Source organism: Clostridium gasigenes, assembly GCF_017348895.1.
GTDB classification, from domain to species: Bacteria; Bacillota; Clostridia; order Clostridiales; family Clostridiaceae; genus Clostridium; species Clostridium gasigenes.
In genome coordinates this window covers 1,916,621-1,936,180 of sequence record NZ_CP071376.1, presented here as the reverse complement: position 1 = coordinate 1,936,180, position 19,560 = coordinate 1,916,621, and the positions used below count along the sequence as shown (strand labels likewise).

Here is a 19,560-nt window from a genome sequence, read left to right as displayed (position 1 = left end):
CCTCCTATATTCTATATCCCAAAATTAAATGACATATTTTTTGCATCTTCTATAATACTTTTTTCTTCAATCATTATAAATTTCTCTTCCTCATTAAGCACACTTATATCATTTATTTTTATACCTTTATTCTTTAATATCTCATCAATTACCAATTGCAATTCATTAATCATCTTTTCTATAGTTTGTTTCTTAAATAACTTTACACAATAAACTAAAGTCAAACTTATAGTTCCTTCATTTTCATATATACTCAAACTTAAGTCTACCTTTGATTCACTAGTAATAGTTGATATCCCCTTAAGTTTAGTATCTTCAAAAACAACTGTAGAATTATCTTTTGTATTATTCATATTTATAGCAACATCAAAAACTGGATTTCTTCCAACTACTCGCTTATAACTAATTAAATCAACTAATTCTTCAAATTGTAAACTTTGATTTTCATATGCTTTTAACGAATTTTCTTTCACTAATTTCAGTAAATCTATAAAGCTTCCACTTAAATCCATTTTGTTTCTAATTGCTAATGTATTTACAAACATTCCTATAGAATTTTCTAAATCAGCATGTTCCCTACCAGATACCGGAACTCCAACCACTATATCTTCTTCTCCACTATTTTTGTATAAGAATACATTGAAAATTGCCATCATTAACATTTGCATTGTGCAACCATTTTCTTTTGCTATACTTCTTAATAAACTTGTTTTTTCTTCATCTATAACAAAGTTAACACTATCCCCATCAAATCTTTGTATTTCTGGCCTTTCATAATCATATGGTAAATTCAATACTGGTGGTTTCTCTTTAAAAATTTCTAACCAATATTCTTTTTCTCTTTCTATTTCTTTAGATCTCAAGTAATCATTCTGATATTTACTAAAATCTTTATATTGAATTTCTAATGGTTTTAACTCTTTACCACTATATAATTCTGTAAATTCCTTTATCATAATCTCCATTGACACACCATCACCTATAATATGGTGCATATCTATTAAGAAATACTTTTTATCTTTTATATTTGCTATCTCTACTCTGAACAATGGTGCCTTTTCTAATTCGAATTTCCTTACAAACTTATCCATAAGTTCTTCTATAGTACACTCTTCATTTACTTCTTTAACTTTAAAGTTATAATCAGTTTTTACTTTTTGTACTATTTCTCCATCAACTGTTTCAAAATAAGTTCTTAATATTTCATGTCTCTCTATTAGCTTTATAAATGTCTCTTCTATTTTCTTTCTATTTACTTCTCCTTCTATTTCAAATATTCCAGGCATATTGTATGTTTTATTTTCTTTATCTATTTGCTGTAATGTATACATTCTTTTTTGTGCCGATGAAGCTTCATAATACTCACGTTCTTCTACTCTTTTTATTTTTTTATACTTACTTATACTACTTTTACTTATATATGATGCTATTTCTACTACTGTTGGTGACTTAAATATTTCCTTTAATGGTACTTCAACATCTAACTCTCTATGAATTTTACTTGCTAATACCGTTGCTTTTAGTGAGTGTCCCCCTAAATCAAAGAAATTGTCATTTACACCTACTATTTCTACTCCTAAAACATCTTTATATATTTCTACTAATCTTTTTTCTATTTCATTGCTTGCTTCCTTATATTCATTTGCTATTAATCCTGTTTCATCTGGCTCTGGTAACTCTCTTCTATTTATTTTTTGATTATGTGTTAACGGAATATTTTCAATAGTCATAAAATATGATGGAATCATATATTCTGGTAAACTTTCTTGTAAATATTTCTTTATATCTACTTTATCTACTTTGTCTTCTTTATTATTTAAGACTACATAAGCACATAAATACTTTTGTTTATTTTCATCTTCTCTTGCTATAACTACTGCTTCTTTTACATTTCTATATTTTAAGAGTTTACTTTCTATCTCACCAAGCTCAATTCTAAATCCTCTTATTTTCACTTGGTTATCTATACGACCTAAATACTCCAAGTCACCATTCGGTAACCTCTTAACTAAATCCCCAGATTTATATATTCTCTCACCTTTGACATGAGGATTTTCTATAAATTTTTCTCTTGTTAATTCTTCCCTATTTAAGTATCCTCTTGCTAACCCTTCTCCAGCTACGTATAGTTCACCTGGTATACCTACTGGAACTAAATTTTTATATTCATCCATTATATATGTTTTTAAAGTAGGTATTGCCTTCCCTATATTACTTATCCCCTCTTCAATAATCTCCATTGTTATTTCTTTATAAGTAACGTGAACTGTTGTCTCTGTAATTCCATACATATTTATTAATTTTGTGTCTACATATCTATTTTTCCAATTCCTTAATTTTTTAATATTAAGTGCTTCTCCACCAAATATCACATATCTAAGATTTAATTCTTTACTTTCATTGTTCGATTCAATATCTATTATGTTATAAAAAGCTGAAGGGGTTTGATTTAAAATTGTTACTTTTTCCTTTTTTAATAAATTAAAAAAGCCATCAAAATCCTTTGTTAATAATTCAGGAATAATAATTAATTTACCTCCATATAATATGGCACCATACATCTCCCAAACTGAAAAATCAAAACAATATGAATGGAACATAGTCCATACATCATTACTATTAAAATCAAATTGAAATTTATCGTTAAATAATAATCTAACTAAATTCTTATGCTCGATCATTGCCCCCTTTGGTTTTCCTGTCGTTCCTGATGTATAAATTATATAAGCTAAGCTACTAGATTTATTGATAATATTCAGATTACTACCATTACCAATAAAAATGTTCTGATCTGATATATTTAATTTAGTAATGTTATTCTCAATTAATATATTGGTATTATCTGTAACCAGTAACAATTTCAGACCTGAATCTTTTATTATATAATCAATTCTTTCTTTTGGTATTTTACTATCAATTGGTAAGTATGCTCCTCCAGCCTTAAGAATAGCCATAATAGAAATTATCATATCAATACTTCTTTCTACTACTAAACCTATAATTGTGTCTTCTATAACTCCACATTCTCTCAATTTTCTTGCCAAAACATTAGATTTTTTATTTAATTCTTCATAAGTTATACGATTTTCTTCATAAACAACAGCAATATTATTCGGACTATTTTCTACTTGTCTTTCAAATAATTCTTGTATCGTTATATTGTTATCATAATTAGAGTAATTCTTATTTTCTTCCAATAATATATTAACTTTTTCTTTTTCTCTCAAAATCGACAAGTTGCATATTTTGTCGTTTTTATTCTTAATTATATTATCTATTAAAGTTGTTATATATTCTCCAAATCTATTTATCGTATCTCTATTAAATAAATCTGAATTGTATTCTATTTCAATTTCATAATTATATTTATTTGGAATTACTTCAAATAATAAATCTACCTTAGAACTATTAGTCATTATTTTGTTAATCTCCATATTAATATCTTTTTCTTCCGATATATCTATTCCATTATTCTGATACACTAAAATCACATCAAATAGTGGATTTCTACTTAAATCCCTTTTAAACTTTAGTATATTAATTATTTCTTCGAATTCTAAATCAGAATTTTCAAATGCATTAATACAGTTTTCTCTTACACAATAAAATAAATTACCTAAACTGTCTAAAGTATTTACTTCACATCTAATAGGAATAGTATTTGCAAACATTCCTACCAAATTGTTATTTAGACCCTTCTCTCTCCCTTCCACTATTGTACCTATAACAATATCACTTTGATTAGTTAACTTATTTATTAATATGTTAATAACTGATAAGAAAAACATATATGGAGTTATTTTATTTTCTATACAAATTTTTTCGATATTATTTTTTTTATTAATATTTATAGATATGATATCCCCTACAAAAGTCTGTTTCGCAGGTCTTGGAAAATCTGTAGGAATATTTAATATTTCTGGTTCAACTTTAAATTCCTCTTCCCAATATTTCGACATTCTTTTAATACTTTTATCATTTACATAATTTTTATATAGAAAGTACTTTTTATATTCTAGATCTAAACTTTCCAACTCTCTGCCATTAATTAATTCTAAAAATTCATTGAAAAATATTTTTGAACTTGCTCCATCGAATATTATATGATTAAAATCAAATAATATAGTATGCTTATCCTCTTCTAATTTTAAAATTTCCACTCTAATTAAAGGTAAACTATTTAAATAAAAAGGCTTAACAAAATTCATTTTTTGTTCTTCTAAAAATTCTTTTACATTTCTATTTGATTTATTTTCTATGATTTCAATTTCCATATATTCAATATCTTTTATTTTTTGATATAATACCTCGCCTTCTTCTTCAAAATAACTCCTTAATGAGTAGTGTCTATTAATCAACTTATTAATTGCTTCTTTAATTTTATCAACATCTATTTTTCTATTTATTTTTAATATATATGGTAAATTATAATTCAAGTTGTTAGGATTTAATTTTTGAATAGTGTACATTCTTTTCTCAGTTGATGTTGCTATATATTTATCTTGTATATTTTTATTTCTATCTATATCATCATAATAAAACGTTTCATCTATTTCATCACCATTACTAAAATTATTTATAGTAAGGAACTGAGCCATCTCCCTTATTGATGGATATTGATATATCTCTTTAGTTTTAATAGTTTGTCCAAAATACTTTTTAATTTGGGAACTAATTTTATTTATTATTAGTGAATTTAAACCTATTTCAAAGAAATTGTCATTTACATTAAGTGTTTCGATACCACTTTCACTCTTTAATAACTCCAATAATTCTGTTTCTAATTGGTTTTTTGCTTCTTCTGTATTATTATACATTTTTCTTTTTATTTCGTTAAAATCATCTAATATTAATCCAAATTCTCCATTTTCATATTTTTTAATTAATTCAAATCTTTGTACTTTCCCACTTGTAGTCTTTGGTATTTTCTTAATTGGAATAACATAATCTACTTTCACACCTGATTTACAGTTAATTTCTGTCTTAATCTGACTTTCAATTTGTATAAAGTCTTCAAATTTTTTTCTATATTCAATAAATACAATAACTTCTTCTTCATTATTCGAGTAATTTTTTGTTGCTCCAATTGCGATTTGCGCTTCTCCTAAATCTATTCCTTCGATTCGTTGTATAATTTTCTCTAAATCATTCGCATAAAAATTTTGCCCATTTAAAAATAGAACATCTTTATATCTCCCAACTATCACCAATCTCTTATTATGAATAAATCCTAAATCGCCAGAATTTAACCAACCATCTTTATCTATTAGTTTCTTGCTTATTTCCTCATCATTATAATATCCAGAAGTAACATTTTTACCTCTAATATAAATTAATCCTATTACATTTTCGTTTAAGTCATTTCCTTCCAAATCTTTAATTTTTATTTCTACATGTTTTACCGGATATCCAACATCTACAAACTCAGCAGCATATTCATCACTTTCGTTTTGTATATATATAATTTCATCTTTAATATTCATTTTTCGTCTATCTATTTTATGTACTATAAAATTTTCCTCATAATAATATGGAAATGTAACTGCTAAACAAGCTTCTGCTAATCCATAAACAGGATACATAGAACTTCTTCTTAAATTGTATTTACTCATGGAATCTAAAAATTCATCACATAAATCCCTTGATATAGGTTCTGCTCCATTGAAAATCAATCTAACACTTGATAAATCACATTTTTCAACGCTACGTCTCTTCATCCCCATCAATAAATATCTATAACCAAAATTAGGTGATTCTAGTAAAGTTGCTTTATACTCACTTGCCTTTTCTATCCAAAGCGTTGGTCTTTTTATAAAATCTATTGTATTTATATTTACTTGATTCATATTTATACTAAGTGGTGCTAAATGACATCCGATTAAGCCCATATCATGAGTTAACGGCACCCATGACAAAAGAATATCGTCTTCTGACATATTTGAATTTGTAGTAATAGCATCCAAATTAGTAATTAGATTAGTATGTGTTAATATAACACCTTTGGGATCACCAGTAGATCCTGATGAAAACTGAATGAAAGCAATATCATCACCATTAATTTCTGCTAATTGTCCATTATTTTCTTCCTTGTTAACTTCACTAATATCAATAAATTTATTTTCTATTTTTTGAACTGTAATTTTATTTTCACATGCAAAATCTTTTATATAATCTAATTGCTTTCTCTCTCCAATTAAATATGGATTATTTAATTTTTCGCTAACCTTAAATATTTTCATTAAATTATTGAAATTTTCACCTTTTGTGATTGGAACTGGAATAATTCCTCCCATTAAGCAAGCCCAAAATACATTTATACAGTCCTCATTATCACTAAATTGAAAAATTAATTCATCCCCTTTGTTAATACCATATTTTTGTAAACCTCCAAGTATCTTCATGCTTTTGTTATATAATTCTTTATAACTAACTTTTTTATCATCTTTTCCTCTTTTAACAAAAACAATCCCAGCATCATTTTTCCATTTTTTTTCTAAAATTAAGTCAATTAAATTCATATTTTCACCACTTTTTATTTATTTTTTACTTTTTTATACATTTGCATCTATAATTTTAACATATGTAAGTTTTTTACACAATATATTCTTAATTAATTGTAATTTCACCCTTTTATATATAGTCATTACATTTGTAAAAATTAACAAATCCCAGTAGTTATCAATATATGATTTCTACTGGGATTTATTATTTATTATTTATTTTTCACTCTATTTTCTATTTATTCATTTCTAATTTATAAGTTATTCATAATCATCTACTCTTGATATACTACTTTGGAGTAATTATAAATAATTCCAAAATAAAAAATGGTTATAATTGTTATAAATATAGATATACCTATTATACTCTGCATAACTAAACTTTCATTTAAAATTAATTTAACAATCTGGATTGCTACTATACTATGCACAATTCCAATTAATACTGGAAATAAAAATATTATTGCTAATTTTGAAAAAGCTGTTTTAGTTATAACCTCTTTGTTTACCCCTATTTTTTCTAAAACATTATATCTTTCCCTTTCATCAATTACATCTCCAATAATCTTAAAATATAATGTACTTAAGGTTGCTAAAATAAATATTAATGACATTATCGTTCCTAAGAAAAAGAAAATTTTAAATGCATAATATTCCCATACATATTTATCAACCTTAGGGAAAATACTACCATTATTATTCTTTACTACATCTTTTATATTGACTAATATTTTAAAATTCTCTTCTTCAGAATTAATTTTAACACCTGAATATATTCTTCCATTTAAACTCTCTTTAATAACTTCATATTCACTATCTTCAAAAACATATATATTTCTACTACCTAGATCTTCCACATTACCAAAAATAGGTACTCTAATGCTGTTTGCTATTTCTTTTTCTATGCCTTCAATACTAACTTCTTCGTTTATAACATTTATTGGTGTCGAAATTGTATCTGCACTTAATATGAATAAAACTTCACTCTTTGATATCTCATCAATATTACTGTAATCAAAATCTAAAAATTTCAAGGTATTAATTAAAGTTGAATAACTGATAAATATCGGTTCACTCTTGTCTATTCTATTTTCTCTATTTAAGTAATCTATATTTCCTATAGAATAATTTATTTTATTTATTTTATCTATATTAACATTGAATTTACTCAAGTCTTCTTTTACTTCATTTTCAATCCCTTCATAACTATTAATATAGCTAAAACTATAAGGAGATTCTACTAACAAATCCTTATCTGCACAATACTTTAAAGATAAGGAAACTGTAAGAGCTGTAACTGTAGATGTAGCTAAAATAGCTGTCATTGCTAAATTTTTATAATTACTTTTTAACTTAAAATATATATCATTAATACTTATTATTAGCCATGTATTATATAATATACTTTTATTCGTTATTAATTTAGATAAAATAATCGGTAAAAAACTCCCAAAAAATAAATATGTCCCTATAGAAACCAATATTAGACAACTCATAGTTCCAATAAGTAAATCTAGTTCAACTATTCTAATACTAATACCTATAATATAACCAACTAAAATTAAAAGTACTCCTATAATTCCTTTTAGATAATTCAACTTTGGTACTTCGCTACTTTCATTTAATGCATTTAGTAATCTTATTAATTCACTTTTTTTAACTACCTTATAATTCTTATAAAATAAAAAAATAAATATGATACCAAATACTACTACTACTTGAAGAAGTGAACTAAAAGAAAAACTTCCTTGAAAGTCTATTCCTAAATTCATTACTTTACCTAAAAGCATAAAAAATAATTTAGAAAAAAGAACTCCTATTGGTATCCCTATACCTAAAGAAAACGTACCTAATATAATACTCTCTATACCAAAAACAGTTCCTACTTTTGAACTACTTATCCCCATTAACATATATAACGCTGTTTCTTTTTGTCTATGTTTAAAGAAAAACTCATTAGATTGCCACATAAAAAATATCACAGTACAAGCTAACACAAACTCACAAACCATACTAGCCACTGTAGCTGTTTGTAATCTTTCTGATACTTCAATAAAATTCTGATTATATTTTATAGCTACAAAATTGTAATATGTAGCTATAGCTGAAACGATAACAATCAAATATAACCCATAGAGTTTCCTATTATTTTTCAAAAGCCTACATGCTATTTTAAATGAATTCATCACTGCCTCCTCCTATTATAGCTAACATATTTAATGTCCTTTTTAATAGGTCCTTATTATCTCCATCGCTATCTAACTTTCCATAAATACTACCATCTTCTAAAAAAAACACCCTATCACAAAAACTAGCTGCATTTGCATCATGTGTTACCATAACAATTGTTGTTTTTAACTCTTTATTAATACTTTTGAAACAATTAAGTACATCCTTAGTTGACTTTGAATCTAATGATCCTGTTGGTTCATCTGCAAATATTACCTTAGGCTCCATAATCAATGCTCTACATATAGCAGCTCTTTGCCTTTCGCCTCCAGATAGTTGATATGGATATTTATCTAAATGTTTTTTTATACCTAGCAGGCTTGAAAGTTCATTTATTTTCTTTAATATTAATTTATTTTCCACATTATTTAGTACTAATGGTAAAGCAATATTATCTCTAATTGACATGTTGTCTAATAAATTAAAATTTTGGAAAACAAACCCTACCGTATCCCTTCTAAACTTAGATAGCTCTTTATCTTTTATATTAGTGATATTTCTACCTGATATTTCAATTTTTCCAGATGTAGATTTATCTATTGTAGACATAGCATTCAACAATGTTGTTTTCCCTGATCCCGATGGTCCCATAATAGCTACAAACTCTTCCCTATATATTTCCAAATCAATCCCTTTAAGAATTTCATCACCATTTCCATACTTTTTAGATATATTTGAAATATTAATCATAATCTCCAAAATTAACTTCCTCCTTATCCTATCATAATAAAATTATACCTTTTTCAATATTTAACATCTATCTATTAATATTACATTTCTACTTTTCAATATTACATTTATGTAATATTGAAATATAACAATCCCTATAATATATCCTCAATTACTTTAATAACTTCATTATAACAATCATTAATAAAAAAATGCCCCCCATTAAAATCATAGAAATCACAACTTTTTTCACATAATTCTTTCCATCCAAATTTCTCTGCATAAGTTATATTATCTAAGTCTCCATTTAATACAGTTATATTACATTTTATCTTATTTTCTTTTTCAACATATTCATACTCTTCTATTAATCTGAAATCATTCTTTAATATAGGTAAAATTAATTTTATTAATTCATCATTCTCCAAAAATTCTTTAGGTGTTCCTCCTAAAGAACCTATCCTATCTAAAAATATATCATCCTTCATTTTATAACTTATATCTCTAATCTTTTTAATATTAGGAGCCCCATTCCCGGAAAAAAACATATGCTTTGGAACAGGCTTTTTTTCTTTTAAAATTTTATAATATAATTCATATGTTAATAAAGCCCCCATACTATGTCCAAAAATTCCATATTCGTTGGTATTGATATACGGTTCCATTTGAATATATATATCATCTACAGCTTCATTTATACTCTCACTAAATTCTTCATTAAACCTACTTCCTCTTCCTTTTAACTTAATCCCTTTAACAACAATATTATTACTAAACACTTTATTCCAATTTGAATATATCTGTTCTGCTCCCCCTGCATATGGTATACAAAATAATATCATTTTGATCACCTCTCTTTCATATTTACAATTTATATTTTTACATTTTTTTGTTTATTTGTAAATAGTATCTCGAGATTAGGTTATAACGTTAATAAATATATTAAAATTGATATTATAAAATATATTAGCATTTATACATATAAAAACTAATATCAAAACAATCAAATAAACGTTTTTTAATAGCTATTTCAATATTTTTTATTAAATATTGGTCGATTTTTCTTGATTTTTAGAGTATAATCTTATTACAGTAATTGGATTTATAGTATTTTTTTTCATTTAAGAAGTGCTTTATTAAGAAATAAATATTAAATAAGAAAATTATAGTGAATCTTAAATCACCATAATTAAAAAGGAGATAACAATGATAAAATATTTAAAAAAATATAAATTCCTATTTTTTATAACTTTACTATTCTCTATGATAAGTGCTTGTAGTTTTTCTTTATTACCTATTTTCATTCAAAAAATAGTCGATTCTGCTATAAATTCAGATTTCAATTCCTTCAAAAAATTTATAATTTACACATGTTGTTATATGTTATTAGTTGGAATTCTTTATTATATATTTGATTTACTCAATAAGAAATTAAATAAATATATTTTTATTTCTTTAAAAAATGATATTTTCAAACAAATTATTAATCAAAATTATATTGACTTTACATCTAGAAATACAGCAGATTATATTTCACTACTTACTAATGATATTAAATTATTAGAAGAAAATTATTTAATACCTATAATTATTTGTTTTCAAAACTTAATTATGTTTTTAGCAACTTTAGTAGTATTAATTTATTATAGCCCATTAATAACTATTTCTCTATTAATAACTATGTTATTAATGTTTATTGTTCCTTCTTTGCTAGGTAAATCTCTAAGAAAAAGGCAGGATAATTTATCAAAAGAATTCTCATCTTTCACAAATAATATAAAAGATATACTTTCTGGCTATGAAGTAATTTCTTCATTTAATATTCAAAATGTAATTTTACAATCTTTTAAAAAAAATAACATAAGATTAGGCGATATCAAATATTCATCAGATAAGTTAATAGTTTTGAACTCAACATTATCACAAATTCTTGCTTATTTAACTCAATTAATCGGTATTTTTCTTTGTGCATATTTAGTTCTTAAAGGTGATTTAACAGCTGGTACATTAATTGCAATTTTTCAACTAGGTACAAGCTTAGTCTCTCCGATAATGGGAATGTTAAATAGTATTCCTAAGATTTCAAGTATGCATCCTATTTTAAATAAAATTCAAAATATTTCTGAATATAAAGAATATAATAAAGATACTTCTGATCTTAAATTTGAATCGCATATATTAATTAAAAATTTATCTTTCTCTTATGATAAAAATCAAATTTTAAATAATATATCTTTAACTATACATAAAAATAAAAAATATGCACTTATAGGTGAAAGTGGTTGTGGTAAAACTACATTAATTAAATTATTACTTGGATATTATACGGATTATACAGGTGATATATACTTTGATGATAAAAGACTATCAGAATATAGCAATGCTTCCATAAATTCAACACTATCTTTAATTCATCAAAATGTATATATGTTTAATAAAAGCATTTTTGACAATATTTGTTTGTATAATAATTTTAATACTTCTCAATTCAAAGAAGTATTAAAATTAAGTGGCGTTGATAAATTTATAGTAAATGATGATTTTTTATATAAAAGCGTAGGTGAGAATGGTATAAATCTTTCTGGTGGACAAAAACAAAGAATTGCGATAGCTCGTGCATTAATCCGTAAAACTCCTATCTTAATTTTAGATGAAGGAACTTCAGCTATAGATATGCAAACTGCTTATAACATAGAAACTCAATTACTCGAAATGGATAACTTAACACTACTTACAATAACTCATAACCTAAGTTATGAATTATTATCAAAATACGATGAAATAATTTTTATGCAAAAAAACCATCAAATTATTTCAGGTAAATTGAATGATTTACTTGAAAATAATTCTGAATTCAAAAACTTTTATACCTTACAAACTAATTAACATAGTACTTATGAAACCAAATTAAATTAAACTATTAATAATAACTTATGTATATATTTATTATAATTACTAAATATCAAACTTATTTATCATATACCCAAGTAATTATATAATAAACTACTATTATCTATTTTTAAACCTCCTATATTATGGTTTCTATTGTAAAATAAAAGTCCATCTTATATTGGAGGTTTAATTTTTTCCATGCTTCCTTATTTTAATTCTTTTACATTCCACTTAATAAATTGCATTAATCCAAAATTAAATATTGCTGTTATCGGAAGATGTCAAGTGAGTTGACGTATTATTATTAAAAAACTTTTTTACACAACTTATTTTGTATTAAATTCAAAAATTACAATAATATTGAAGTTGATTATTGTAATAACCCAATTATTAAATTAGATTTTTTTAGATTGCATTACCTACTTTATTTTCTTTAACTTCATTAGTAGGATTTAATGATACTGTTTCATCTGGATTCCAATTTCTTAATCCTTTTTTAAAGCGCAAAGGATTAAGTGCTCTGGCGGCTTCATATACTTTCTTTCTATTAGCCATTATTTTATCTGTTTCACTATTATGCCTACTACTTGGCGTCATAAATTTAAGCGCACTATGATAGTGCTCGTTATTGTACCAATTAACAAAGTTTAATACCCATTCCCTGGCTTCTTCAATTGACGAAAAGCCATCATTTGGATAACTGGCTCTATATTTCATAGTTTTAAAATGCGATTCAGAAAAAGCATTATCATTACTAACTCTAGGTCTAGAGTATGAAGATAATATTCCTAGATTTTCAAGCTTCGCTTTAAGAGTATAGGATTTCATTGGAGCTCCATTGTCAGAATGAAGCACTAAAGGTTTACCCTTAGTATTTTCCGTAAGCGTAGCTCTTTCTACTAATTCAGCAGCAAGTTCCCCTGTTTCCTCAGGCCAAACTTCCCATCCTACAATCTTTCGGCTATAAATATCAATTATTGTATATAACTTAAAATAAAGTCCTCTAGTATATGTATTTATATATGTAATATCCCATGTCCAAACTTGATTTGGACCATCTGCTATATATGTAGTTGGTGTATGCACTCTTTCAGGCGGTTTTGTATGCCTACGGTGATGTTGCATATTTTCTTCTCTTAGTATTCTATAAAAGGTTGATTCAGAAGCTATATATTGACCTCTATCAGCAAGTGATGGAACTGGCGGTAAGTCTGCATATTCAGGTCTACTTACTACATTTAAAACACTTTGTCTTTCTTGCTTAGAAAGTTTATTCTTAGGTTCTGGTCTTATACAATTTTTTCTTTTATCTTCATTTATAGTATCTCCACGCCTCCATCTTTCAAAGGTTCTTTTACTAATACCAACTACATCACAAGCTGGAATTAATCTTGCTCCATTAGCATTTGCTTCTTCTATCAACTTTACAATTATTATGCGATCTTCTATGGTGATTAATCTTCCTCGTTGTCCCCGAAAATCGCATCTAACTTTTTTCTAAGTACCAATAAGGCTGCGGTTTCAGCTAAAGCTTTTTCTTTGTACTTTAAGTCTCTAGCTAGCTCTTTAGATTTCTTTTTCTCTTCCTTTAGTTCTTCAGTTAGGTCTGCGCTATTAGCCCTAATACCATCATTTGCTGCAATGCAGGTAGAACGCCAAGACTTAACTTCTTCAACATACAGTCCATTTTCTCTACAGTATTTTGAAAGTTCTATTTCAGAAAGTGTATAAGTCTCCATAACAACCATAAATTTATCTTTAGATGATTTATTTCTTTTAGGATTGTTTCCGCTCCCGCGATTAGCTACTGACTTCCAAGTTGATAGGGTTGATTGACTAATGCCTGTTTCTATTGAAAGTTTTGTTACTGAAATTTGCTCAGGTGGTAACATTCTTGCTATTAACTTTTGCTTCTCTTCTTTTGTATACTTTTTATTATTTTTATTATCTTTTGTCATAGGTATCTCTCCCTTACTTTTATCTACTTTGAGAATAACATCTTTTACTCCCTACGACAACTATCTTACCACCTAGGGAATATGACAATAGGTTTTTATGGGATAGTTATACTAACAATACAGGGGTGTGTTTAGAGTTTTCTAAAACAGAATTGAAAGAATATATAACCGATAATTATTACGAACAGAATATAGATATCTATAAAGATATTGAATATGATAAAAATGAGACGCTTAAAGGTTTTGGAATGTATCCATGTTGGATCGGTCAGTTTCAACAGTTAGCAGCATCGGTTAAACATGAGTATTGGAAATTGGAAAAAGAATTTAGATTAATATTTGGTGTTAAATACATTGAAGATAATAGATTTGAAGTAAAAGAAAATTACAATAAAAAGTATGATAACAGATACAAAACACAAGATTATATCGAGGTGAAAATACCTAAAACATTAGTTAAAAGTATAACGACTGGACCTTTGTGTAAAAGTGATAAGGGATATTTGTTGGATAAATTAAAAGAAACTAATATACAATTAAAAGAAACTAATATACAATTAAAACAATCTATAGGAACAGGAATTATAAATAATCCCGAAAATTAATTTTTATTCATGTTTAGTTCTAGTTATCATTACAACATTTAAAAACATATTCTATCCATTCTATTTTATATTTTTAATATCAAGCTAAGCAATAGACTTATTTGCTAGCGTTGTTAACAGTCTCACGGAACTCTTTGCCTGCTTAAATCCATATGTCTTAAAAATGTATGGAAATTAGGATATTTAAAGGTTGGCGTCGCTAACTGGAGGAAAGGGCAATTTTACCTTATGGAGAATAAATTGCAAGTGTGAGTTGAATTCCAATTTATCTCTTAGATTATCTGAACAATATTAAAGTTATACGAGCTAAATTAAAAAGGCAGAGCACCTGAGAGGTGATTCTGCCTTTTTATTATTTGTTGTGATTTTACCTGTGATTCCATTGGTGAATGTAGCTGTTATTATTATTGATAAAACAGCTTTATGCACCTCAAAACGGAACCCGTTGATTTAATGTATGTATTTTTGTGTTAGAAATAAAAGTTTGATTATAAAGTTTCATTATATATAATCAAACTTAAAACCTTTAAATATAAGGTCTAATTTTGATTGATTATACTTTTTACCCTATATTCTGATTCACACAGTGCGTTTATTTCTATTATTTTTCATAACATATTAACTCTTTATCTATTTTCATCTTCATATAATCAACATATTTATTTTATATACTTTAATCATGTTCTTATTTCACTATGCCTAACATTGAATAAGACACTTTAGTCTACAGATATATATTTATGTGGTAAAAGTTCTAAATTAGCTTTTGCTACATTACTTACTAATTGAACTTAATTAAATTGGGACGTCTTATACCCCTATGAAAGTAATGAGGAGGAAATTTATGAGTATTAGAAGTGAAAAATTTAAAGTGTATGAAATGACCTGTACATCTTGTGAAAATTCAGTTGAAAAAGCTGTTATAAAACTGGAGGGTGTATCAAATGCCAAAGCTGATTATAGTGGTCAGTTCGCTATTGTAAAATACGATGATGAACTCTGTAATATTAATAAAATTAAAGCTAGTATAAAAAAAGCTGGATATAGCACTAAAAGTTCAAATGATTATAAATTTATGGGAATTCTTATAGTTGTAGCTGCAGTGATTCTGCTTGGCATGAAAACTAGTGGCTTTGATATGGAATCAAAACTTACTAATGCTTCTTATGCAGTTCTCTTTGTTGTAGGAGTTCTTACCTCTATACATTGTGTAGGGATGTGCGGTGGAATTATGCTTTCCCAAAGTTTATCTAAAGAAAGCACTAACAAGTTTGAAGCTATTAAACCATCCCTTTTATATAATTTAGGAAGAGTTGTATCTTATACTATCCTAGGTGGAATAATTGGTGCTCTTGGTTCTGTATTCTCACTTTCAATAACTGCAAAAGCTATCATGCAATTATTTGCTGGTGTATTTATGATAATGATGGGCTTTAATATGGCAGGGTTTAGTGCATTTAGAAAATTCACTATTAAATTGCCTCATTCTGCATGTAAAGTTAAAAACAAATCTGGCTCTCCTTTTATAGTTGGACTTTTAAATGGACTTATGCCATGTGGCCCCTTGCAAACTATGCAGCTTTTTGCTCTAGGTACAGGAAGTGCTACAAAAGGTGCCTTATCGATGTTCATGTTCTCGATAGGAACAGTCCCTCTTATGCTAACCTTTGGTGCATTATCTGGACTTTTAAGTAAGGGCTATACTAAAAAAATACTAAAATTTAGTGGAGTTCTTATTATAGTTCTTGGTCTAATTATGGGAAACAGAGGACTAGCCTTAGCTGGTATAAATATTAATCCTTTGGCAGCACTTTCAAATAGTCCAAAAGATTTATTAACTGGCAACTCAAACGGAACCTCAAATGGTTCTTCTAATTCAAATGTTTCTAAGGCTATTATAAAAGATGGTGTTCAAGTTATAAATATGACAGCTTCTAATAATGGTTATACACCTAATGAATTTTACGTTCAAAAAGGAATTCCTGTTAAGTGGATAATTGATGGAAAACAGCTTACATCTTGTAATAATACCATTGTAGTGAAATCCTTAAACAAACAGTTAAAATTAAAAAGTGGTGAAAACATTATTGAATTTACTCCTGGAGACAAGGATATAAACTTTAGTTGTTGGATGGGAATGATACGAGGTGTGATAAAAGTTGTAGATAAACTTGATACAGTAGACACATCAAAATCTGATTCATCTATACCACCAGCAAGTCCAAATCCAAGTCTAGGGCCAAGTTGTCACTAGTAAGTATAACAAATTCTCATTGGTAAGTACAACAAGTTGTTGTACTTACCGGTTTTCTGATAGTTCTGGGCTATAGATTCTAGCAACTCTAGTTTATACTAGTACAATCTATTTCGCCTTAAGCTATAAATTTTATATTTTACATGAAAAAGAGATGCCTCAACATAGAAATCAATTTCTACCTTGAGGCATCTCCATTTATTTTACTTATGCATATTATTCATATTATTAAAAATATCTCCACCATTTCCAAGCATACTTGATGCAAAAAAGCTTAGTGTAATATGTATAGCTAAAGCTAGAATTATCAGTGCAACGCATAGCTTTATTTTATTTTGTTTGTTCAATTTGTAGTTATTCTTTACTGTAAAACTTATTGATGAAACAATTATTCCTATTGGTATAAGATATGATACATAGTTAGGATTTTCTTTAAAGTGAGAAATTCCACCACTTATCATTCCTATTCCTATAGCCAAGCTTAATGATACAATTATTAACTTGGTAACTTCTATAGCTGATAATTTGTTTTTATTGATCACAACCTCATTAAACATCGTGCCAGATATAAAAAGAATTAATCCAATTACCAATATTGTAGAATATCTCATTATATTAAAAGGCATTAATACTATGCCGCTTGATACTAATCCCATCCCCAAAAAATATACCATGTACACTAAATAGTTAAAAATTAAATTACTCATATTTACTACCTCCATATTTTTTTGTTACAATACATAATACATTGTATCTAACTAATATGAAGATTATATGAAGATTGATTATTAATTTCATTTAATAACCACTTGTCATTTGGAAAATATTACACCCCTGGGTTCCCTATAACAACCCTTCCAAATTTTTAACTAGTTCACCAATCGCTGCAACATAATCATTCATTATCCTTTTTGCAACTTCATCTTCTAAATTCTCATTATATATATGTGATGTAGAATTTCTATCTTCTAATAAAGTAATAAGACTACATCCAATTACTACTATTGATAATATTTTTTGATTGATCTTCATAACTTATTCTCCTCTATTTTACTATTCTACATAATCAATGCAAACTCTATCGCACGTTACATTACGAGCAAACTTACCTATACGAAGATGTTCTGGGTGTGTTTGATAGTTTTCTAATTCTTTTGTGCCTTTAAATAAACTATTAAGAACTAAATCTTTATTGCTTCCAGCTATAGGATCAATTATTACCTCTAAACTAATAATCCCTTCAATTATGTCCTTCAATTTTTCTAGTTCATTTTTAATTTTTTGCAAATTAATTTTATTTTCTTCCTCTGTAAAGCCTTCATTCAAATTCCACATTACAATATGTCTTATCATTATAATTATCTCCTTCCTACTTCTTTTAGTTTCCTACTATAACTTTAATTCCATAATTCTACTTCTTGTATTCATGTTTTCACTTTTATAGAAATTTATTGCCTTTTTATTAAACTCCCATACCATTAACTCTAAACTATCTACACTAAATTCTAATGCACGTTTTTTTCCTTCATTAAATAATCTTTTTCCTATACCTTGTTTTCTATAATCTTTAAGAACACATAAATTATCAACAAAAGCTACTTTTCTTGATACTAGTGCTTTATTATCTATTCTATCTCTAATTGAAATAATACATAACCCTACAATAATTGAATCTATTTCAGCTACTATTGAAATTGTTTTGTCCTTACTTAAAATATTTATAAAATCCTCTTTAGGCATTACTACAGCTATATTTTTATAAATATCAGGTCTATTGTCTACATGAAATTTATGAACTTCATCCATTAAATTATTTATACCTGAAAAATCATCCATTTCAAAATCCCTAATTACTAACCTTGCCATAGTTCTGACCACCTTTGACGTAATATCCCATAACTTAAAGAGTCATAATATTTATTATCAACAATTCTTGCTTTTCTATAAACTGCTTCTTTTTTCATTCCTAATTTTTCAGCTAATTTCATCATTCTTTTGTTTCCAGACCATGTTGTTATTCCAATTCTTATAAGTTTTGGATTTTCTCTAAAAATTTCATTAATCCACATTTTTAAAGCTTCATACCCTAATCCTTTTCCCCAATAATTTTCATTAAAAATAATAATTCCTACTTCCATCCAAAGAGTTTCTTTTGATTTCCAATACCAATTTACTTGTCCAATTATCTCATTAGTATCTTTATTCGCTATTATTTTTTGATTTTTAAATACATCTTTCTCACCTTTTAGTAACAATACTTTTAACCCATCTATATATTTTTTCAATTCCGCTTCATTATCTTTCTCGTAATAAGGCCCATTAAGCTTATGAAATTCACGTGAAGGATGGGTTAAATATAAATAATCATCTAAATCATCAATCTCTAATTGTCTTAAAACTAATTTTAATAATTTACTCATTATGGTTCTCCCCTATTATTCATTCATTTGGAA

Annotated in this window: 12 protein-coding genes and 1 pseudogene; 3 read left to right on the top strand and 10 right to left on the bottom strand. The window is 26.5% G+C overall.

Going from position 1 to position 19,560, the window contains the following annotated elements; genetic code table 11:
• Positions 1-11 precede the first annotated feature (11 nt).
• The 4 genes from J1C67_RS09170 to J1C67_RS09155 all read right to left on the bottom strand — a co-directional run bounded on the left by J1C67_RS09170 (position 12) and on the right by J1C67_RS09155 (position 10,240).
• The gene (locus J1C67_RS09170; protein ID WP_207253583.1) at positions 12-6,518 is read right to left on the bottom strand and encodes a non-ribosomal peptide synthetase; all 6,507 of its coding nucleotides are present in this window, start codon (positions 6,516-6,518) and stop codon (positions 12-14) included.
• A 257-nt stretch (positions 6,519-6,775) separates the two neighbouring features.
• Entirely contained in the window at positions 6,776-8,686 is a 1,911-nt protein-coding gene (locus J1C67_RS09165; protein WP_167867665.1) for an FtsX-like permease family protein, read from the bottom strand.
• Entirely contained in the window at positions 8,673-9,419 is a 747-nt protein-coding gene (locus J1C67_RS09160) for an ABC transporter ATP-binding protein (protein WP_167867668.1), read from the bottom strand. Before J1C67_RS09160 ends, J1C67_RS09165 begins: the two co-directional genes overlap by 14 nt.
• A 134-nt stretch (positions 9,420-9,553) precedes the next feature.
• A complete protein-coding gene (locus J1C67_RS09155) occupies positions 9,554-10,240 on the bottom strand; it encodes a thioesterase II family protein (RefSeq protein WP_167867666.1) in 687 nt (228 codons plus the stop codon).
• A 364-nt stretch (positions 10,241-10,604) separates the two neighbouring features.
• Between J1C67_RS09155 and J1C67_RS09150 the strand changes: the two genes are divergently transcribed.
• Positions 10,605-12,284, top strand: coding sequence for an ABC transporter ATP-binding protein (locus J1C67_RS09150; protein ID WP_167867667.1), 1,680 nt, complete (start codon positions 10,605-10,607; stop codon positions 12,282-12,284).
• 411 nt (positions 12,285-12,695) lie between these two features.
• Here the strand turns inward: J1C67_RS09150 and J1C67_RS09145 are convergent.
• Positions 12,696-14,248, bottom strand: a protein-coding gene (locus J1C67_RS09145) for an IS3 family transposase (RefSeq protein WP_167867715.1) whose coding sequence is annotated in 2 segments (ribosomal slippage) — positions 12,696-13,789 and positions 13,789-14,248 — 1,554 coding nt in all. Because the reading frame shifts where the segments join, the coding sequence is not laid out codon by codon here.
• 62 nt (positions 14,249-14,310) lie between these two features.
• Between J1C67_RS09145 and J1C67_RS09140 the strand changes: the two genes are divergently transcribed.
• Both J1C67_RS09140 and J1C67_RS09135 read left to right on the top strand, forming a co-directional pair.
• Positions 14,311-14,853, top strand: a complete 543-nt coding sequence (locus tag J1C67_RS09140) for a DUF2971 domain-containing protein (protein WP_280526556.1) — start codon at positions 14,311-14,313, stop codon at positions 14,851-14,853.
• A gap of 844 nt (positions 14,854-15,697) precedes the next feature.
• A pseudogene (locus tag J1C67_RS09135) lies at positions 15,698-17,086 on the top strand (urease accessory protein UreH domain-containing protein); the annotation flags it as partial.
• A 224-nt stretch (positions 17,087-17,310) separates the two neighbouring features.
• Here J1C67_RS09135 and J1C67_RS09130 read toward each other — a convergent pair.
• The 5 genes from J1C67_RS09130 to J1C67_RS09110 all read right to left on the bottom strand — a co-directional run bounded on the left by J1C67_RS09130 (position 17,311) and on the right by J1C67_RS09110 (position 19,527).
• Entirely contained in the window at positions 17,311-17,814 is a 504-nt protein-coding gene (locus J1C67_RS09130) for a hypothetical protein (protein ID WP_089966669.1), read from the bottom strand.
• A gap of 136 nt (positions 17,815-17,950) precedes the next feature.
• A complete protein-coding gene (locus J1C67_RS09125; RefSeq protein ID WP_167867515.1) occupies positions 17,951-18,139 on the bottom strand; it encodes a nucleotidyltransferase substrate binding protein in 189 nt (62 codons plus the stop codon).
• Positions 18,140-18,160: 21 nt separating this feature from the next.
• Positions 18,161-18,460 (bottom strand): Dabb family protein, encoded by a 300-nt coding sequence (locus J1C67_RS09120; RefSeq protein ID WP_089966674.1) that lies wholly within the window; start codon positions 18,458-18,460, stop codon positions 18,161-18,163.
• 36 nt (positions 18,461-18,496) lie between these two features.
• On the bottom strand, positions 18,497-18,973 hold the full coding sequence (locus J1C67_RS09115; protein ID WP_167867516.1) for a GNAT family N-acetyltransferase: 477 nt from the start codon (positions 18,971-18,973) through the stop codon (positions 18,497-18,499).
• The gene (locus tag J1C67_RS09110) at positions 18,961-19,527 is read right to left on the bottom strand and encodes a GNAT family N-acetyltransferase (protein ID WP_167867517.1); all 567 of its coding nucleotides are present in this window, start codon (positions 19,525-19,527) and stop codon (positions 18,961-18,963) included. The genes J1C67_RS09115 and J1C67_RS09110 overlap by 13 nt, the downstream gene beginning before the upstream one ends.
• Positions 19,528-19,560: the final 33 nt, after the last annotated feature.